This is a genomic window from Streptomyces sp. NPDC046831 (assembly GCF_040645305.1).
GTDB lineage: Bacteria > Actinomycetota > Actinomycetes > Streptomycetales > Streptomycetaceae > Streptomyces.
On sequence record NZ_JBEYXZ010000015.1, the window covers coordinates 1 to 19,029 of the forward strand.

Annotated in this window: 20 protein-coding genes and 1 pseudogene; 7 read left to right on the forward strand and 14 right to left on the reverse strand. The window is 64.8% G+C overall.

Annotation, left to right across the window (positions count from 1 at the left end):
* A pseudogene (locus ABZ920_RS15290) lies at positions 1 to 555 on the reverse strand (transposase family protein); the annotation flags it as partial.
* Between the two features lie 699 nt (positions 556 to 1,254).
* On the opposite strand from ABZ920_RS15290, the gene ABZ920_RS15295 reads away from it, so the two are divergent.
* Positions 1,255 to 1,800, forward strand: coding sequence for a GIY-YIG nuclease family protein (locus ABZ920_RS15295; protein ID WP_361503898.1), 546 nt, complete (start codon positions 1,255 to 1,257; stop codon positions 1,798 to 1,800).
* A 600-nt stretch (positions 1,801 to 2,400) separates the two neighbouring features.
* Positions 2,401 to 3,606: a hypothetical protein gene (locus ABZ920_RS15300; protein ID WP_361503901.1), complete on the forward strand. Its 1,206-nt coding sequence runs from the start codon at positions 2,401 to 2,403 to the stop codon at positions 3,604 to 3,606.
* A gap of 821 nt (positions 3,607 to 4,427) precedes the next feature.
* On the opposite strand, the gene ABZ920_RS15305 is transcribed toward ABZ920_RS15300, so the two are convergent.
* From ABZ920_RS15305 to ABZ920_RS15355, 11 genes are all read right to left on the reverse strand, one after another.
* On the reverse strand, positions 4,428 to 5,597 hold the full coding sequence (locus tag ABZ920_RS15305; protein ID WP_361503904.1) for a site-specific integrase: 1,170 nt from the start codon (positions 5,595 to 5,597) through the stop codon (positions 4,428 to 4,430).
* Positions 5,597 to 5,779, reverse strand: a complete 183-nt coding sequence (locus ABZ920_RS15310; RefSeq protein ID WP_067241065.1) for a helix-turn-helix domain-containing protein — start codon at positions 5,777 to 5,779, stop codon at positions 5,597 to 5,599. Before ABZ920_RS15310 ends, ABZ920_RS15305 begins: the two co-directional genes overlap by 1 nt.
* The gene (locus ABZ920_RS15315) at positions 5,772 to 7,067 is read right to left on the reverse strand and encodes a replication initiator (protein WP_361503907.1); all 1,296 of its coding nucleotides are present in this window, start codon (positions 7,065 to 7,067) and stop codon (positions 5,772 to 5,774) included. The genes ABZ920_RS15310 and ABZ920_RS15315 overlap by 8 nt, the downstream gene beginning before the upstream one ends.
* Before the next feature lie 153 nt (positions 7,068 to 7,220).
* Positions 7,221 to 7,469: a SpdD protein gene (locus tag ABZ920_RS15320; protein WP_361504227.1), complete on the reverse strand. Its 249-nt coding sequence runs from the start codon at positions 7,467 to 7,469 to the stop codon at positions 7,221 to 7,223.
* Positions 7,470 to 7,494: 25 nt separating this feature from the next.
* Positions 7,495 to 7,689: a hypothetical protein gene (locus ABZ920_RS15325; protein WP_004986817.1), complete on the reverse strand. Its 195-nt coding sequence runs from the start codon at positions 7,687 to 7,689 to the stop codon at positions 7,495 to 7,497.
* Positions 7,690 to 7,704: 15 nt separating this feature from the next.
* Positions 7,705 to 7,896, reverse strand: a complete 192-nt coding sequence (locus ABZ920_RS15330) for a mobile element transfer protein (protein WP_361503910.1) — start codon at positions 7,894 to 7,896, stop codon at positions 7,705 to 7,707.
* A gap of 13 nt (positions 7,897 to 7,909) precedes the next feature.
* On the reverse strand, positions 7,910 to 8,569 hold the full coding sequence (locus ABZ920_RS15335; RefSeq protein ID WP_361503913.1) for a DUF2637 domain-containing protein: 660 nt from the start codon (positions 8,567 to 8,569) through the stop codon (positions 7,910 to 7,912).
* 86 nt (positions 8,570 to 8,655) lie between these two features.
* Positions 8,656 to 10,032, reverse strand: a complete 1,377-nt coding sequence (locus tag ABZ920_RS15340; RefSeq protein ID WP_361503915.1) for an FtsK/SpoIIIE domain-containing protein — start codon at positions 10,030 to 10,032, stop codon at positions 8,656 to 8,658.
* On the reverse strand, positions 10,032 to 10,388 hold the full coding sequence (locus ABZ920_RS15345; RefSeq protein WP_266805454.1) for a hypothetical protein: 357 nt from the start codon (positions 10,386 to 10,388) through the stop codon (positions 10,032 to 10,034). The genes ABZ920_RS15340 and ABZ920_RS15345 overlap by 1 nt, the downstream gene beginning before the upstream one ends.
* Before the next feature lie 155 nt (positions 10,389 to 10,543).
* Entirely contained in the window at positions 10,544 to 10,807 is a 264-nt protein-coding gene (locus ABZ920_RS15350; RefSeq protein WP_266805453.1) for a DUF3027 domain-containing protein, read from the reverse strand.
* Positions 10,808 to 10,822: 15 nt separating this feature from the next.
* On the reverse strand, positions 10,823 to 11,611 hold the full coding sequence (locus ABZ920_RS15355) for a GntR family transcriptional regulator (RefSeq protein ID WP_330344841.1): 789 nt from the start codon (positions 11,609 to 11,611) through the stop codon (positions 10,823 to 10,825).
* 107 nt (positions 11,612 to 11,718) lie between these two features.
* On the opposite strand from ABZ920_RS15355, the gene ABZ920_RS15360 reads away from it, so the two are divergent.
* The 4 genes from ABZ920_RS15360 to ABZ920_RS15375 are packed head-to-tail and all read left to right on the forward strand — an operon-like array spanning position 11,719 to position 13,295.
* Positions 11,719 to 12,126, forward strand: a complete 408-nt coding sequence (locus tag ABZ920_RS15360) for an NUDIX domain-containing protein (RefSeq protein ID WP_358406727.1) — start codon at positions 11,719 to 11,721, stop codon at positions 12,124 to 12,126.
* Positions 12,127 to 12,172: 46 nt separating this feature from the next.
* A complete protein-coding gene (locus ABZ920_RS15365; RefSeq protein ID WP_361503920.1) occupies positions 12,173 to 12,610 on the forward strand; it encodes an ATP-binding protein in 438 nt (145 codons plus the stop codon).
* Complete coding sequence (locus ABZ920_RS15370; RefSeq protein ID WP_361504229.1) at positions 12,607 to 12,990, forward strand: hypothetical protein; 384 nt, start codon at positions 12,607 to 12,609, stop codon at positions 12,988 to 12,990. Before ABZ920_RS15365 ends, ABZ920_RS15370 begins: the two co-directional genes overlap by 4 nt.
* 53 nt (positions 12,991 to 13,043) lie before the next feature.
* Positions 13,044 to 13,295, forward strand: a complete 252-nt coding sequence (locus tag ABZ920_RS15375; RefSeq protein ID WP_361503923.1) for a hypothetical protein — start codon at positions 13,044 to 13,046, stop codon at positions 13,293 to 13,295.
* Between the two features lie 382 nt (positions 13,296 to 13,677).
* Here ABZ920_RS15375 and ABZ920_RS15380 read toward each other — a convergent pair whose 3' ends face one another.
* Both ABZ920_RS15380 and ABZ920_RS15385 read right to left on the reverse strand, forming a co-directional pair.
* Complete coding sequence (locus ABZ920_RS15380) at positions 13,678 to 15,111, reverse strand: PIN domain-containing protein (protein WP_361503926.1); 1,434 nt, start codon at positions 15,109 to 15,111, stop codon at positions 13,678 to 13,680.
* A 725-nt stretch (positions 15,112 to 15,836) separates the two neighbouring features.
* Complete coding sequence (locus tag ABZ920_RS15385) at positions 15,837 to 17,459, reverse strand: hypothetical protein (RefSeq protein WP_361503929.1); 1,623 nt, start codon at positions 17,457 to 17,459, stop codon at positions 15,837 to 15,839.
* 660 nt (positions 17,460 to 18,119) lie between these two features.
* On the opposite strand from ABZ920_RS15385, the gene ABZ920_RS15390 reads away from it, so the two are divergent.
* Positions 18,120 to 18,425, forward strand: a complete 306-nt coding sequence (locus ABZ920_RS15390) for a winged helix-turn-helix domain-containing protein (protein WP_361503932.1) — start codon at positions 18,120 to 18,122, stop codon at positions 18,423 to 18,425.
* Positions 18,426 to 19,029: the final 604 nt, after the last annotated feature.

A 19,029-nucleotide genomic window follows, 5' to 3' on the forward strand; every position in this document is an offset into this window, starting at 1 on the left:
TGCCCGTAGTCACCCAGGAGCCGCCGCCCTGGTAGGCGAGATCGGCCAGGATGGGGACGCCCTGGCGCACGCAGATGCGGATGATCCGGTGGGTACGGGCGGCGGTCAGGTCGTGAGCCCGGCCGGGCAACGCGGGTGAGAGCCACAGCAGCCGGCCGTCCGGATCCGTGACCACCTGCCCGTTCGCCCCGTGCCGACGGTGCTTGTGGGAGTAGTCCGCGCGTGAGTCGCCGACCCGGTCGCACTCGGCGAGGGTGCCGTCCAGCAGGACGAAGTTGGGGTCGCTCTCACGCAGGACCTTCAGCAGTCCGGCGCGCGTTCAGCGAGCAGGTGGATGACCGCGCTGGTGTAGGCGTGGGCGGTGGACTCGCTGATCCCGAACCCGGCAGCGATCTTCGCCAGGGTGACGTGTTCGGGCAGGTACACCAGTGCCACCATCGCGCGTTGGGACGGGCGGAGCTTGCAGCGCCGGTCGCCCTCACGGGTGACGAGGAGCATGGTGACCCACTCCACGAGCGCATGGGGCAGGTCGAGTGCGGCAGGATAGATGACCAACGAGGCGCCCGAGCAGCGTGATTGAGACGTCAGACATCACGATCAACAGCCCGGGGGCCTCGCCCGTTTCGGCTCGCGGACCGTCACCTGATCGGAGGCCACCTCGAAGAAGCTCAGTGACGCACCCTGAAGGAGCCAGTCTGCTGCCCTACGTCGACGGAGCGGTCACCGAAGGCGGGTTGCACCACCTGGGCACCAGATCGCGCGAGGGGATGCGGTAGATCACGAAGGGACTTCCGCACTACGAGGGCTTGTGACGAGCGATGTATCCAGCTCGTACGCACCCATCAGCCGAACGAACACCTCACGGTCTGACATCACCAATTGACATCAACGACGCCGGACGAAGGGGTACACCAGCACCCCTGTCCGGCTGTCGCCACTGCCGACGACGGCGCCTCATGAGCGGACTCGGACCGAACTCCTAATGCGGTGGTCACACTGCTGCGCTGCCGACGGCAGTGACGGCAGTGCTGACGGCAACGAAGGCGGACGGCAGCGGCATTCGGCGGCCCGGCACGGTGCTGGCATACGACTATCTAGCCGACCCACCAGGTCGTGCCCGCATCTTCTAAGCGCCTGGTCTCCCTGACCACAACATCGCTTCCCCACCTGGCCAGGCCGGCCGATTGTTATAGCGGATCACTGTCAGAGGCGGCATGTAGCCTGCGGCGATCAGGTCGGCGCACGGGAGGCTCCATGGCAACTACTGCTCTCACGAATCCCACTCGGTTGTGGACGGCGCAGGAGGTCTTGGACCGGTCGAACCCCGTCCCCGCGGCATCCGGTGTGTACGGGTGGTACTTCGAGCAAGCACCCCACCCAGACCTGGTTGCCGGACGCCTGCTCTACGTCGGCATAGCGCCGCGGTACATGGCCAACCGAACCAGCACCCAGAACCTTCGGAGCCGCGTGCGCTACCACTTCCGGGGCAACGCCGAAGGGTCAACACTGCGGCTCTCTCTCGGCTGTCTGCTCCACCTGGAGCTGCGACGAGTGGGCAGCGGCAAACGGCTGACGTTCGGCCAGGCCGGCGAGGCGAAGCTCAGCCAGTGGATGGCCGACAACGCTCGCGTTTGCTGGGTAGAGCATGACGAACCCTGGACGCTGGAGTCAGAACTCATCTCGCAACTGGACCTGCCGCTGAACCTGGACCAGAACGGCCACAATGCCTTTCACGCTCAGCTCAAGGAGATCCGAGCCAGAGCACGGCGGCGGGCCAGGGAGCTCCCCATCGACACGTAGGGGCCCGTAGCCTGACATCCACCGGTCGACATCAACGACGACGGACCGGAGCGCACAGGGGCGGTCACGACCCGGAAGCTGATGCAGCCCCGCGGGCGGGCCGCCCGACGTGGGTTGAGTCGGCGATCGAACTTATGCAGTGGCACTCCCCTGGGCCAGCGCTCTGCATGGGCCGGGCCGTCTCTGGGCCGTGCGAGGACGCCCGACGCCGACCAACAACGACAGAAGCCCACGGCATCCGAGCAGTTCGGAGCCGCGGGCTTCGTCAGTCCCGCCGGTCAGCGAGACCCTTGATCAGTAGATCGGCCAGTCAGGGTGAACAGAGCAGAGAGCCGCACCAGCTCATGCGAGCAACCCACCGCCGGCCTTCCCGCCACAGCATGTCGAAACCCTGCACGAGGCGGGCAGCCAGCGCGTCGTGCCACAGGTCAGCGAGCAGTCGGTGGAGGGAAACCTGGCACCGTGCCGACTGGAAAACCGGACGAGCCGAGCTGGGCCGCCTGCGCCTCTCAGCCTCAGGTACTCGGCTGAACATCCGCCTCTGTCAGTACCCGGCCGTAGTCTTCGGTCATGCGCAGAGGAGCGATCACACGGCGGTCCGTGCTCAACACACTCGCACAATATGACGAGTTGGGGCGCGAGACCTTCCTGACGAAGTACGGCTACAGCAAGGCCCGTACGTACGTCCTCGTGCACGAGGGCAGAGAGTATGACGCGAAGGCGATCGCAGGAGTGGCGCACAAGTGGGACCACGAACGCGCTCTCAAGCCTTCCGAGTTCAGCGGCGGCAAGGCGCACGCGGTGACCTGGTTGGAGCGACTTGGCTTCCAAGTCCAAGGCGGAGCACCCGATTTCAGCGAGCTCGAATTCACTCATTTTCTCGTGCAGCTACTCGTTAAGACCGGCCACCGGAACGTATCGCAAGACGTTCTGTTGGGCCCAGGAGCTCGCGCGGACATTATCGCCGAGTCACAGGACGCCGTTCTCGTAATTGAGGTCAAACGCGTATCGCCGCAGACGAACCTTCGCATTGAAGATGCCGTAAACCAGATGAAGCATTACGGTACCCTTGCCCGGGCAACACAGTATGGAGATCGTAGACAGCGCCTCGTTGTAGCAGCTCCTGGAATCTTGGCAAACAAGGGCACGGAGCTACTCACAAAGAGCGGGATCGAAATATGGGACGGGACATGGATCGCCCAGAGGTCGGTGGCCGCGGGTCTGCAAGAAGAGGCATCCAGGTTCCTAGCTCAGGAGTACTTCGAGGCCGCTCCACAGAGTGAAGCCCTCAACCTGATTGATAAGCTCACGCAGACGCCTTCCGGGCGAGCTACCTGGTCGGCCTACCAGCGTCTTTGTCGAGACATCGCAGAATATCTATTCTGCCCTCCCTTGAAATCCCCCGTATGGGAGAGCTTGGATGACGCCGAGATGAACCGGCGAGACTTCATCCTCCCCAACTATGCCGACGCTGGCTTCTGGAAATTCATCAGAGATAAATACTTCGCAGACTATATAGTTGCAGACGCTAAAAATTACACACGCGGAATCGAGAAGCAGGAGATCATTCAGGTCGCCAATTATCTGTCTAGGCATGGAACTGGGCTATTTGCCGTAATTATGACGCGTATGGAGCCGCAGGAATCCGCAATCCACGCAATTAAGAGCCAGTGGATGCAACACGACAAGATGATCGTGGCTCTTACTGATGCCGACATTGTGCAGATGCTGACCGACAAGTCTTTCGGTAACGACCCTAGTGAGGTGATCCGTCAAAAGATCGAAGATTTTCGCCTAGGGGTTTGAGGCCATTTGCATGACATATGCAGTTCGACGTCCACATCCTGGTTATGGCGGGCACAGCGCACTAGCTGTCTGGCCAGAAGCACGTACGAGACAGGGCCCGGACGGCACGCCAGGAGACTGGTCCAGGCCCTCCGGCGCCCAAGACGAAGCGGTCTCGCCATTCAGAGGGCGCCACTTGACCAGCAACGCCCCTGCCTGCTCTAAGTGCGGCCAACCCATGGAGTCCGCCGACTTCAGTAAACGACGGCCGGCGGACCCCTATCGCAATGCTGACTGCGAGCGAGCGCCTGCGTCATCGCCGGGAGAGCGGGGATGACGCCCGGTACTGCTTGGATCTGCAGCGTCGACTCGTCGAACGGATCAAGCGCCTTGGCGTAGCCAGGATCCGGTGATGGAACAGTGTCCTCGATGGGCTCAGCTTGCCCTCGGGTTCCCCAGTCGTTCTCCCCCTCCTTGACCTTCTGCCGAACCTTGGTCAGGGACCAGTACTTCGCCGGATAGACAATGAGGGAACAGCGGGACCAGCACGGGGGCGGTTACCCGCTCCCACTTCTTCAGACCGCGATCAACCGCTGCTGTACAGCAGTGGAGTACAGCAACCACCATGACCGCAGCCAACCGGCAAAGGCCTCCGAAGGCCACACGACCAGCGCTCTGGACAGCAATGACCGTGCAGCCGATAGTTCGGGACGAAGAGGTCGTGGGTTCAAATCCCGCCACCCCGACAGCCGAAACAGCAGGTAGACCACCTAGGGACGTTCCTAGGTGGTCTTCTTGTTTTGCCTGCGTGTCTATCTGAGTGACTACCGCATTCTGCGCGCCTACGAGCGTCGTTCCTGCGTGCCGAAGATGCCGTCCATGACCACCGCGCCGGTCTGGATCACGGGCCGGATCTGCTTCCGATAGACCTCCTCGGTGACGGCGGTCCCGGAGTGCCCGACGAGCCGGGAGATCTCTTCCAACGGGACGCCCCGATCGGAGAGCAGGGACACGAAGCTGTGCCGGAGCTCCCTCGGCGTCCACTCCTCGGCGTTGATCCCGTCGATGCCCTTGAGCGCCTGGCGGAAGGCGCGGCGGACGTTGGCCGCGTCGAGCGGCTTGCCCACGGCCGACGAGAAGACAAGGCCGTGTTCCTCCCACTCCTCATCAGCGGCGAGCCGGTCCCACCCCTGGTCCTCGAACTGCTGCCAGAGGGCATCCACGCAGCGCGCCGGCAGAGCGAGCGTGCGCCGGGACTTCCGGGTCTTCGTGTCCCCACTCCTCCGCACCGACCGCCAGACCGCGATGTGCGGAGGCTGCGGCGGGTCGAGGTCCGGCCGGCCCTTGAGGAAGACGTGGTCCCAGGTGAGAGCCCGCAGCTCCTCGGTGCGCGCCCCGGTCAGAAGGGCGACGACGATGTACGCGTACATCGAGGTCCCCTCAGCGCCCTTGAGCACGGCCTCGGCCTGGGCGAAGGTGAGCGCCTTGGACGGACGACCGGCCTGTCCCTGCGGCACTGAGCACAGCTCGACGACGTTGCGCTTCACCTTGTCCCGCGCCATGGCCCGCTTGACCGCACGGTTGAGACAGGAGTGGATTCCCTGGAGCGTGCGCGTGCTGAGCGTCTTCGCCTTGGTGGCCAGCCAGCGATCCACGTCCTCCGCACTCAGGTCGCGCAGCTTGCGTGCGCCGAGAGACGGGATGACGTGATTCCGGCTCAGGAGCGTGACGGTCTCGACGGTGCTGGGGTCGAGGCCCGCCAACCCGAACTCCAGCCAGTCGGCCACGGCGTCCTTGACCGTGTAGTTGGTGGGCGCGATGGCAAGGCCGTCCTCGTGGTCTCTCAGCACCTCCTTGAGCTTGGTCTTCGCCTCGGTCTTGGTCTTGCCACTCCCCCGCTTCACGATCCGCTTGCCGCTCGGGTCGAAGCCGAGGTTCGCCGTGGCGATCCACCGCTGTCGCTTCTCGTCCCAGTGCAGGCCGCCGTCACCGCGGCTCCGACGCTTGGTCATCAGGCCGCACGCTCCAACTGCCCGGCGATAAACTCGCCCACGGCGGAGGCCGGGATGCGCCGGCACCGGCCGATGGCGACGGAGGGCAGGCGGCGGGTACGGATCAGGTCGTAGACCGTCGACCGCCCGACCTTCAGGCGAGCCATGACATCGGCCACGGTCAACAGCTCGTCGTCACGCATGTGTTGGTTCTCCTTCGGTTCCGAGGGCGGGTTCGAGGGTTTCGGTCAGCCAGGCTTCGGCATCGGTGAGGCCGGTCCCGGCGTAGACCCAGTGCGCGAGCACGAGGGTCGTGGCCGGGTCGGTCCCGTCCGCTGTCAGGGCCTGTGCGCGGCGCCATTCGGCGCGGGCGTCACGGAGGGCGCCGAGGGTGGTGGAGTAGCGGCGGGACTTGGTGGAGAAGTGGCCGCGGAAGCCGAGCATGTGGGCCCAAGAGCGCAGGCGGAGGTGTTCGAGTTGCTTGCGGGCGCCGAGGGTCCAGGCCGTTCGGATGAGGCGTCGGGCGTGGTCGCTGATGTCGAGCTGGGCGAGTTCGGCGAGGAACCTCAGCGGCCGGTCCAGTGCTCCCGTCGCCGTCTCGGCGCCCTTGGTGGCGTACTTGGCGATGTAGGCGGCCACAGCCCGCTCGGTCAGCTCCTGGCCGCCGTCGAAGTCGGCGGATCGGATGGTGCGGACGTCGAGCTGACGGCCGAAGGTGAAGGCGTGGGCCCGGCCGTCGATGACCGGGCCATCCACGCGAGCGGCCGTGGCTGCGGCCCGGATGGCGTCGGTGAGCAGTTCGGCGGTGGCCCAGGCGGGAGGCGGGGTGTCACCGCCATCCGGGCCGTCGATGCGGATGACGGCGTGGAAGTGGACGGCCCCGCGCTTCTGGTACTCGGCGACCTTGGCGAAGGACACGCGGGCGTGCTCGCGGAAGGCCCGTTGCGTGAGGCCGGCGCGCTTGGCGACCTCACGGCGCAGGTAGGTCGAGAAGCGGCGCCAGAGTGGACCGGCGTGCGCGTTCCAGAGGACGGCCGCTTCGTAGTCGTAGGTGTCCGGGTCGAGCGGGGTGCCGAGGGCGGAGTCGTCCTGGTCGTGGCGGGTGCCGCAGCGGCAGGGGCGGACCGAACCGGCTGGGCCGGTGGGGCGGTTGTGGACGGGGCCGAAGCCGGGGGCGGTGAAGGTGGCGAAGACGCGGGGGTGTGCGGCGACGCGTTCGGGGACGCCCTTGCCGCCCCGCAGTCCTGAGGTGATCAGGTGGAAGGTGTCACGGCGGTACACCTCGGCGCAGGCCGCACAGCGGGTCGTGCGGCGGTTGTTGCAGCGGACCAGGAGGTGACCGGCCGGGAGGCTGGAGGAGGCGAGGTGGTGGAGGACGCCGCCGATCTCGCCGGTGCGGGTGTTCACGTCGTACTCGGTGCGGTGGCCGTCGAGGCGGATCGGGTGCGTGCAGCCTCCGAGGCCGGCGAGCTGGCGCAGGAGTGCGGGCATGGTGCCGAGGGCGGCCAGTTCGCCGAGTTCGTGGAGCGGGGGCGGAGTGGCGCGGGCGATGATGGCTTTCTCCTTCTGGTTCGGCTGGAGGGAGACGGCCCCCGGGGCGGCGGATGCTTGGCGGTATCGAGGCCGCCCCGGGGGTCTGGTGCGTCAGCGGCGGCGGTGCTGGTCGCGCAGCAGCGAGCGCAGGACCACGGCGGCGACGGCCACGGAGACGGCCGCGACGGCGACGGCGGCCAGGAGCGCGGTCAGCACGATGCCGCCGACGAGGACGGCCGCGACCGCTCCCGTGCTGACGGAGATCTGAGGAGCCGGACGCCCAGCGGATATCTGGTCGGCCCTGGTGTGGGGGTGCGCCGGCGGCGGTGTCGGGCTGTCGGGGTACTTGGGCAGGAACACGGCGGAGTTCTCCTTACCTACTCGTCTAGTCATGTGAGCCGTTGACGATGTCCACGCCGGAGCGCGTACCGGACTCGATGGCGGGAGCCAGGAAGGTGTCCGAGAGCCAGAATCCGAAGAGGGCGATCAGGACGACGATCCAGGTACGGACGCCGAGGAACTTGACCGCCCCCCAGGCGAAGAAGCCGAGGAGGACGACGAGCGGCAGGCTGACGGTCACGGTGTGCGGGTCCTTTCAGCGGACGGGGCAGCGGTGGGTACGGGCGGCCAGCTCGGCGGCGGCGCGGCTGTCGTAGTCGGCGGAGAAGCCGCAGCGCGGAGCCGTGCAGGCGGCGGTGTGCTTCTCGCGGCCACGACCGTCGTAGTACGTGCCGACCTGGACGGGGCCAATGCGGGTGACGGAGCGAAAGCGGTGGTTGGCGCTCACAGGAGGTCTCCTCTCAGAGCTGGGCGGCGATGGCGTCGGCCATGGGCAGCGGGACGCCGAGGCGAGCGCGCAGGGTCGGGGTGTCGATCGCCGTTCCGGTGCGCGCGTGGTGCTCGGCCGCGACCTTGCGGGCGTGCTCGACCAGGGCGACGGGGACGGCGACCGGAGGCGAGGCCGGGAGCGGAGCCGATACCGACTCGACCACCGGAGGCACCAAGGGCTCCGGCGCGGCATCGGGCGCGTCCTCCTGGTCCTCGATGTCCTCGGGCGTTTCCTCACCCACGGCGCCGCTGGACTCGTCGTGCGTAGTCGGCGGCGAGTGGACGAGGAGCGTTCCGCCTAGAAAGGCGACCGCGGGCCAGCCCGCGACGAGGATGCGGAGCCAGGCCGGCACCTGGTCCAGGTCGAGCAGTCCGGCGGTGGCGACGTTGGCGCCGAGCGACGCAGTGAGGGCGATCAGGAACCAGCACCATCCGGCCGCTTTCGCGTCGCCGGTCCGCAGCCGACGCCAGGCAGCAACGAGCAGCAGGTCGACGGAGACGGGATAAGCCCACGCTTTCCACCCGTCCTGTCCGGCCGCCGAGGCGACGTCGTGCAGATGGGCGAAGGACAGCGCGGCGGCGATGACCGCTTGGACGAGCACCGCGTCGACACGGGCCAGGTGGGCGCGCATGCTGCGACTCCTTCCGGGTTCGGGCATGGGCGGGGTAGGGACGTGGCGTGAGGTGGTCACGCCGACCGGTGCATGTGGGGGCGGGATCAGTCGGTGACGGGGCGCGGCTGAACGGCCGGGGCCGGGGTCTCGACGTGCCGCACGGGAACAGTCGGACGGAAGGGCTTCAGCGCGTGCAGGTCGGGGACCATGTGGGCCGACTCCCGGCAGGTCTCGGCGGCGTCGCCGAGGGAGAGGTATGGCGTGCGGATGCGGGACCAGCCGCCCGACGTGTCGCCCGCGACGGCGAGGCCGGGCCGCTCGGGAGCGATGGCGCAAGCGGCCACGACCGCTTCCGGGGCGATGTCGCCGAGGGCCATCTTCGCCGACGCCTCGTCGTTGACGCGGTGGCAGACACGGCCGGTGAGCTGGGCACGCAGCATGGTCGCGCCCTTGCCCAGTTCGGCGCCGAAGCGCTGTCCGCACACCTCCAGGTAGATGCCGGCCGCACGGCCGAGCTGGGCGAGGCGGATGAGCTGGGTGACCATCTCGTCGCGTCGCTCCTCGTCCTTCTTCGTGCCGACGAGGAAGAGTTCGGCCACCTCGTCGACGAACAGGACGACCGGGACGGGCCGTTCGCTGTCGGGCAGACCCCAGATGTCGGACGTGATCTCCTCGTCCGGGGTGCCGGGGGCGATGCCTTGCTGGGCTTTGATCAGGTCGTAGCGGTCCTCCATCTCCTTCACCAGGACGGGCAGCAACTCGGCCGCCTCGTCCGGCTCGGTGGCCAGTGCGGACAGGCGTGGGGCGAAGGGCGCGAGTTCGACGCCGCGCTTGCAGTCGATGCCGACGAGGGCGACGGGCTGCGCGGCGAGTCCGGCGATGAGGTGGCGCAGGTACATGGACTTGCCGGATAGCGTCGCGCCGAGGGTGAGTTGGTGCGGGACGGTCCGGTAGTCGCGCACGAAGGGCAGGGCGTCCTCCCGCAGCGCTACTGGCACTTTAAGGAAGTCCCCGCCGGCCTTACGAGGCATCCGCACCTTGCGCAGGACGTCGAAGCCGACGAGCCGCAGTTCGACGACGCCGGGCTTGATGGTGTGCACGTAGACGGCGTGCACACCCCAGGCGTGCCGCAGCCGCTCGGCCGAGGCGGCGACGTCGGCGGGTTCCTGCCCGGGCGCCAGGCGGAGCCGCAGCCGCAGACCGGTGGAGGTGGGCCGGGCGATGCCCCGGCGGGGTGGGACCGGCCGGACCTCCCGCCGAGTGGCCGCCTTGACGGCCAGGACCCGTAACCGGGACGGCGGGACGGTCAGGCCGCAGGCTTCCATGACGGAGGCGTACGAGCTGAGCAACCGCGCGGTCGATATGGGCCCGCCGACCGCCGACCAGTACAGGGCCGGATGGTTGGCCCGGGCGTAGGCGGCCCCGCCGCCGAGTGCGGCGACCGGACCACCCACCTCCAGGAGTGTCGTCACGTCGGTCATCAGGCGGTGGCCCCCATGGCGGCGGGGAAGGAGGCCGGGGTGACGGCGGCGGCCCGGTAGGCGATGCCGTGCCGCTGCTGGCCGTTGAACACGGACTCCCACGGCCGGGCGACGAGCCCCGGCAGCGAGACGGGCGAGCCGAGCACCAGGCCCTCGGCGACACCGCCCTCAGGGACCGTCACCTTGATCAGCGAGGACTCCCCGTCCTCGATGTAGACGACGCCGACAGTCATCAGCGCCTCACCGCTCACGGCGTCCTTGGCGATCTCGCCGGTCTGCCGGTCGCGGACCTTCGGCTCGGGGGCCTCGGTGAGCAGGATGGTGGCGGCGGAGGTCTCAACGCGGATGGTGCGCACAGTGCACAGTCCTATCTACTCGTCTATATGTGCAGCGATCGGTGAACCCGATCCCTCGGGGTCACGACGATCACCTTGCCACACAACTTGCCCACTCGTCTATACGAGTATGCCTGTGCGGGTGTACGAGTTATCGGCGTCGGCCCTTGTCCCGGTCAACCGAACGAGCCGTCCTCGCGCACCGCGAAGGCTTCACAGCCGTCATGTTCGAAGCGGACCCGTCCGTCGAAGGCCGAGTTGCCGTTGGTGCAGGCCCCCCAGTCCCAACCCAACTCACCGGTGAGTGGGACCCAGAAGCGGCAGCCGCCGCACTGCTCGTCGAACCACTTCTCCGGATACCCAGGCTGGTTCGTGCGCCTGTTGAGCGCGGTCAGCCAACGCTCGTGGCACTCGCGGCCATGTGCCTGGTCGGTTGTCATGCCGGTCGTCTCCGCTCAGTTGGCCGGGAGCTGGTACGACAGGACGTAGGCGTCGGCCGCCATGACCGTGTCGCAGACCTCGACGGGCCGCCCATCGGTGTCGAAGGCGGTCCGGATCAGGTGGATCACGGGGACACCGGCCGCCAGGTGCAGGGTCTTGACCTCGGAGGGCGAGGGCATGCGAGCGCGGATCTCTTCCTCGAAGTGGTCGAGGCGGTGGCCCAGTTCCTCGAGGCGGGCGTAGATGCCGCCAGGGCCAGGGTTGGGCTCGGCAATGGGGGTGCCGCGAGCGATGTCGAGTGGGAGGTAGGAGGTGGCGAACTCGACCGGCCGTCCGTCGAGGAGGTAGCGGCGCCGGCGTGCGAGGACCCGTCGCACGGACCCGAGCCGGGCGGAGACGTCCTGGCTGGCCTTCTCTTCCTTCACTTCCAGGCTGTCGACCTGGGGGTGACTGCCGGCGGCGTCGGCCTCGACGATGAACGCGGACTTGCCCTGTTCTCGGTGACGACGGGCAAACCGGTCGGAGGCGAGCCGCCGCACGGGCGGACGCGGCCGGACGAAGACACCCTTGCCGTGCTCGGCGTGGACCAGGCCCTCTCCCTGGAGGATGGAGAAGGAGTTGCGGACGGTCATCCGGGAGACCCCGTAGTGGTCCACCAGCTCGGCTTCGGAGGGCAACTTCTCGCCCTCGCGGAATCGGCCGCGGTCGATAGCCTCACGCAGCTGGTCGGCGATCTGCCGGAAGACCGCACGATCGCTCGTGGGGTCGAGATCACCGAGCAGGCCCGAAGAAAGAGGGCTCACGTGTACTCCTTTAGGTATCTAGACGAGTGGGCGAGCTTTGTTGCTACGGTGGAGAGCCTAGCCATCCGAGAGGGCCGAGGAACGTGAGCACAGAACGCCCGCACTCCGTGAGCGTGGCCGGGGTCGTCGTCGACGACCAGGGCCGAGCCCTCCTGATCCAGCGCCGGGACAACGGCAAGTGGGAACCGCCGGGCGGTGTCCTCGAACGCGAGGAGACCATCCCCGAAGCCCTCCAGCGCGAAGTCCTCGAAGAGACCGGCATCAAGATCGCACTTCCCGCGACCCTCACCGGCGTCTACAAGAACATGACGGGTCTGATCGTCTCGCTGGTGTTCCGCTGCGAGGCGGCCGACGGCACGCTGACCACCGGCGACGAGACCCGCGCACTGCGCTGGGTCACCCGCGAGGAAGTCTCCGAACTCGCTGACGAGGCGTACGCGATCCGCGTCCTGGACGCACTGGACGCGGCGTCCCCGCCGGCCATCCGCGCGCACGACGGCGTAAAACTCGTATAGCCCGAACCCGCTGCACATGGCGGCCTACCAGCATGAAGGAACTTGTATGCACGAGTATACGAGCACCGCGAGGGTCTGGGGACTGTCTTGCCCAGGTTTCCCCGAGGAGGTGAGCCGGGCCCGCCGCTGGACCCGCGACATCCTGCGCGGCTCCCCGTTAGCCGAAGACGCAGAACTGATCGTGAGCGAGCTGGGCGCGAATGCGATCCTCCACACGGCCAGCGGTCGAGAACACGGCAGCTTCCATCTGGCCGTCGCGGTGACAGCCCAGGTGGTGGCGGTGTCGGTGACGGACGACGGCGGCACGACCACGGCGCCGAAGGTCGAGCACCAGGACCAGGAGGCCGAAGCCGAGCACGGCCGGGGACTGGGCATGGTCAGCGCCATCGCGCACCGGGTCGTCGTCCACGACAGCGACTACGGCCACACGGTCACCGCCGAGCTGTACGCGGACGCGACGCAAGGAGACCACCCGTGGCGATGACGAAGCTCCGCCGCGGCTACTGGTGCGAGTGCTGGACAGAAGACCTCACCGAACAGCGAAGGCCGGCACTCCTCGCATCCTTCGACGCCTACACAGCACCCCAGGCCGACCGGTGGGTCGCAGTCACACTGCGCACGATCTCCCCCGCCCTCGACGCCGACGCATCAGACGACGCATGGGCATGGCTGTACGACGGCCGCATCGAGACCCGGCGCGCACTGCTCCGCTGCGAGCCCTCCACGGTGTCCGTGACGCACGAGACCACACGCATCACGTGGACCATCCGACCGGTGGCCTACTTACCGCTGGCTCACCGGACAGAGCTCCCGCCCTGCGCTTACGAGTTCAGACCCCATCCCAGGGTCTCGCCTCTCAGCTGACACCGAAGGCCCGGCCTCGTACCTGAAGCCGGGCCTCAGGCATGCTCAGGTACATGAGCGCCTACAGCAGCGACCAGGACCTGACGGTCACGGACGCCAGCGGCAGCGGCGTCGAGGTGGACGTGGCGACGAACCTGCTGAACGGCATCGTTCGCCTGTCCGTGCTGTGGACCCAGGAGATCTACCTGCACCCGGACGACGCCGAACGGGTGGCCCAGTCCCTGCTACGAGCTGCCGCCCACGGCCGGCGCATAGCGGAGGCCCGAGGCCCGGAACCTGATGAACGCCTTAGCTCCAGCGACTGAGTTACAACTTTCTCTACTGGTTCAAGGCGGCTCGCTCCGCTCCCCGCGCGCGGCCCGGCCCCCGGCCGGGCCTGCGCTCCTGTCTCCGCCCCGCTCCAGCCCGGCCGGCGCCCGTGCCGCGCGCACAGCAATCAGCCACCTGAATGCCAGAGAAGGCATGCGCCGGGGCTGGGGCGGTCGGCTCCACGACTTTAGCCACCTCCCCGGTCCGGGTCCCGCGTCGAGCAAGACCAGGGGGCCACTCGTGCTAATTGCGGTCAGGCCCAGAGCCTGCCCGAGTTGCCAACCAGCGTACGGCCCCCTAATCATGCTCGACCCCAGACCGGGCAGGCCACCGGCCAAACCCGCTCCGCCGCCCTCAGAGAGCAACGCAGACAGCCAGTTACGTTCCTAGGAGGCCTAGCTTTCCCATCCAGCGCAATAGCAACTCGATTTGGGTCGGGCTAAGATCCAAGGCGGGATGCTCAAATAGCAGGTCCTTCAGCTCAGATACTTGAGACCCACCACGAAGTAACCTACGCGCCTCAAAAGCCCCTTCAATCCTCTCCATAAATAGCCTCGACAGAAGTTCAGCGTCTCGGCTATTTAGAAACTTTTTCCCAGCATCTGTTAGAGATATCCGCTGCCCTTGCACAACAGCGAAACCAAGGGAAACGAGATTCATCAGACGACGACGGGCTTCAGGAGCCAACGTTACACTAGGGAAGGATCGCATGAACTCCCCAATGCAATCTTCCATCTGTGGTCGCTCGTCAGCGATTTGCACCATAGTCCAGATGGTCTCTACATAGTCCCCGTTCCGGCCTCCCGGGACTTGCGCAAGGCGGTATCGCGTATCTGCATCGCTTGAGCGCCTCTCGGCCGCATCGGACTCAGTCGATTCAAAGAACTGCAAGGCAGCAACAGAGTTTCGATCAACTTGCTTTTCGAGCCTGAATACTGCACTCACTTGCTGCATCAAGACACTCGGTTCGACCATGTAAAATCGGCCGCCTGTCAGATCTCGAAACTCGTCAACAAGTTCTGCGCGAGGAAGCCGCATAGCCTTCGGAGACGATCTGCGCCACCAATCATCCTTTAGGTCACGAGTGACAAAAATAACGTCCACCTTCCTCTCGTGAGCCTCGTCTAGCAGTTGCCGCCAGACCAGGTAATCACCGGCCGCTTCCTCGTCCCCTTTCTTTCCGCCCTCAAAGTCCAAGTATCCAGGAGGAATCTGACTATCCGCCCTCTCCTTGGCTTTAGCGAGTTCCTCAGCGTATCGCATAGGGTCGTAGGGGATACCCACACGCCCCGCAAGTAGAGTTTCCAACTCGGCGATAACAGGATCCGCGTTCGTGTCGCGAATCCCTGGAACTCTATCTTTACCGGCCTGCTTATCGAGAAGATCCTCAATTTCCTCGAACACGCTACGCACTCGATCGAGCTTCTCGTACATAGGGGCGGCGATATCGACATTATCGCCAATATGGACGTTTCTAACCCACTCATCTAGAGCCCTGTTCGCCTTATCCATGGCGGACCTCAATGCGTCTTTTACGACACCCGCTTTCCTGTCATGATATGAGATCAACTCCTCACTTTGCCGGTTACGCCAAAACTCCACGGCAACTTGGTGAGGTATCCAAATCCTTTCCGATACGCTTTTGAGTACGGTCAACATATCCGTGCGGACTTGACCATTCATCCGATAAAGATCAAGCAGCACGTTCGTGTCTAGGGCGACCATTCCTCGACGCAGCACAGACCTGTAATCGGCATCAGCAGGTGTACGTTGCGCTTCGAACCCATCGAACAGCCCTCGATTCTCTGACACGACCCTCCCTACACAGGACCGTTGGCATGGTCTCAAACGTCTGTGGCCACGGCACTAGGTTTTCGGACGCCGACCGCGTCAGCTGGGCTCTTTCCTGGACGGCCGGGTGCGGCCCAGCCCCATCGCCGGGGACGATGAGGCTGAGGAGGACTCTCTACTGATAGACCCCGGGCAATGTCAGTGGCCGAGAGCCAAGGATGACCTACTTACCTAGGTGCCTGCCTACGGATTTCTACATTTTCATGTCGATTCCAAGTACGCATCGACATGAGAAAGAGTGATGGACAACCAGGAAGGGAACTGACTTTCCTCCCAAGCGTAAAAGTGGACATCGTCCGACTTCGCCCGATTATGGATATCGCAGAGCCAAAGGCCATTCTCCACAACACTACGTCCACCCAAGCTATAGGGCCAGAAGTGATCGATTTGGTGGGCAGTACGTACCTGCGGGCACTCGTAGCCCCATATCAAACGAGAGGCGCAAAGTGTCCTTCTTGGGCGAGTGATGTTGAAGGACCGAGGTCCAATGCACTTGATCCAAGATTCGCGAGAAATCGGGGCAACTCTGGGATGAAGAAGTGCAAGCGCTGCGGGGAGGGAACGACGAGCATGGGCGTCGGCATATCGCAGCTTCCAAACTTCGCCAGAGATCCCCTCGAGGTCACTCACGGACTGGAGGTAATCGAAAGCGCGACTGAAGCGTAGCCGCATTACATCTGGACCGATCACCAGTTAATCTGCAACTCTGACTGACTAGACAGGTCGCCATAATGCTTCATAACGACTACAATTTCCAGAGGCTTCGAGTACTTGTCGCTGAGAATTAGCCCCTTCCTCTCCATCTCTTTATAACGCAAGGGGCGTCCCACTGTCTTTGCGTCCAGAATCTCAAAGTCGCCGACGTTTGATGTTTGTTCCGTTACCTTTACGTGCGTTGTTGTCCCAGCGTTGTGGCTCCCCGTTGCGCCGCGGAGCATCCTGTACTGTTCTTTCCCTTGTTTGGCTGGACGCCCCGCCGGAGTTACTTTGCTAAAGGCGAGGACTACTGCGGCACCGTTCCCCTTGAGGTGATCGGCGAGATTGCCGCTTGCTTCTGGGAGTGTGCCTTGAACCAAGGCATCTTCAAGGACGTTCCGCGCGATCTTCTTGCTGATGGTGTTAGCCGGCCCACTAAGGGTTCGAACCCATGAGAAATCCCAGTTGGTATTTTGGAACTTAAGTTCCTGCAACAGGGAACGGTAGTCGGCCGTCGGTCCGTAGAACAGGGCCCGAGCCAGAACACCTACCAGGAAGGCTTCCTGCATGATTGTCTGCTGACTTGGCGGCTTTCCGAAGAACACTGAAGCGGCATGGTTACCTACGGTTTGGTGGAGAGCAATGTAAGCATGGCTCAGTTCCGCTGCCAACTCGGACGGATTGAGGTGGCTGTGGTGTTGGACTGGGAGGTTATAGTAATGGCGACTGATCAAATCACCGAGTGCATTGCACTTGAACGAAAACCCACCATACGTAGGGTTAGCTGGACGATGCTCGTTGAACTGCACATTATTGAAGAATGGGTTAGAGACTCCTCGAAAAGTGGGCGTTCGGCAGAGCTCAACGACAGTCTTGAAGGCCTGCTTTGCGGCGCCACTAGGATTTCTTACGGCAGAGTACTTTCCCAGGTCAAAGGCGTAGGTTAGCCACTCGTTGTGCAGTTCGTCCAGCTTCGTGGCTGCTGTTGTTACCTGGGCAAACAGGTTTGCCAGCAGTGGGCTGCTATAAGAGTTGCTGCCATCGTCCAGCAGGAGCACAACAGGTACCGGATCACCGGATTGTGCCGACTTACTCAATCCAGCAATACGGTGCTGACCATCAAGAATCCATAGCGGCTTCTGTGCAGGATCTTCTACGTCCTCCGGGACGTTGACAATGAAGGTACCTGTATCGTAGGAAGTGGAGTCGATCCGCTTGGGTGCGATAGTAATACCGGAAGTAAAGGCATTCTTAGCGAGTAGCACAGGGTTGGGCATAAGGCCGCCAGAATTATTGAACACCTGCGCAATTTGATCGACCCGATCATAGTTGATAGGTCGCTGCCAGTCTCGCACGGGCTCCGCAGTGATATTTGCAGCGATCTGTTGATGGTCAGTCTGCTTAGTGAAGGCGGGAGCGACTGCGATATTTGTAATTTCGGCAGCGGATGCAAATCCTATGTAGATCGGGAAGACCTTGCTTCCGCTGGAAATGTGAGAACGTAGGCACTCGATCTGCATTCGCTGCTCCCCGCTGCCTTCAACGACGCGAAGCGTCGATGCTAGCACCGGCTGGCCTGCGGGACCTGTCGCCACGCTGCGAATCAGCAGCATACGGGCCTCTGTTGACTCGACAACACCAGCCGCAGCCCCCCGGGGGGGGATCTCTCAGTTACGCGGTGCGGCCAGCGAGGCTCGCTGTAGTCGACGGCGCGGGCAGCATGGCTGAGTCCGGCCAGTCATCAAACGCTACTCAACCGCACGTCAGCGCAACAACTGCTCCCAGAGAACAGCTTGGGGCGATCGACTCCGAGCCGTCCCTTTCCGCCTGGCCGGCGTGGTTGCTCCCGTCGACGGCACTGCACCGTGGCTAAGGCCGGTGAGGGTGCAGCGAGACATACGCGCGCCTGGTCGGTCAACGCGTCCGCCATGGTGGCTAGCTGTCGGCGGCTGGGGTACATGCACCCGTTCTGTGGTGGCCGCCGTCGGCCAACGACGGGTTCCTGGTGATCAGCTCTGGGCCGTCTCTTGCCCGTGCGAGGGTGCCCGAGGCCGACCAACGGCAACCGACAGTGACAGACGAGCCGCAGCGCGCGGCAGCGAAGCCCCAGGTCAGGGCGCCCGGGGCGTACGCGTTTCCGCACAGTGTTGGCCGTACGGCAAGGTGGGGCGCTTCTTTCCAGCGGAGGGCAGCACCCCAACTGGCCCGGATCCGTGCCACGTTCTCAGCAGAGGACGCCACGCGGATTAGAGCGGCATCCTACGATCGCCGGCATGCAACTGACACCCCACGAGGTACTCGGCCGTTGGCTCCTCACAACGCTTGGTGAGATGGGCGGTGCGGGTTCCAAGCAGGCCGTGCTTCGGAGGATCGAGCAGCGATACGGTTCCCAACTGACCGAGACCGACCACTTGCCGCAACCATCCAACGGAGAAGTCAAGTGGGAGAACCGAACCGCTTGGCAGCGGAACCGGATGGTCAAGGCAGGGCTACTCAAGCCTTATGAGAGGCGTGGGGATCCTTGGGCGCTCACCGAGGCAGGCTGGGCGGCCTACCGGGCCCTTGTACCTGGTCAGTAGAGATCCATTCAGAGGTCCAAGCAGTAGGGGCTGCCGTTGCGAGGGTGAGTGTCTAACTGCGTGACAACGCCGACCGACAATCTCGGACGAGCCCGGACGGCTACGAACCATCAGCACAGGTACGAGACCTACGAACCCGAGGCAGCGCCCCCGCCCAAGTTGCTTCGGGACGAAGAGGTCGTGGGTTCAAATCCCGCCACCCCGACAGAGAAACACCAGGTCAGGCCCGGTGCTGAGAGATCAGCACCGGGCCTGATTTGCTTTGGCGCCCCGTTTTGAAAGCCATTTGGGAGCCGACTTCCAGAACCGGCTCCCCTGCGGCTCCCACCGAAGGTCTGTTGAAGAGGCTACCGAGCGGGCCGCCGACTATCTGGGGGGCCGGTAGTCCGGTCCCGGCCCCGTGGCGCTACGGCACAGCGGTTCGGGTATGCCGATCGGTGCTGGTGGTGCTGTGGAGGCGGTCTGTCGCGGAGCCGGTTGGGATCTTTAGGCCCTGCTCATGTCGAAGCAGAAGCGGGGCAGGAAGCACCGAATGCCCCAGAAGCGGGTCCCCGGCCGTTCTCCGTTACCGCGTCCGCGTACGGCGGTTGGGGTGCTGCCGGGT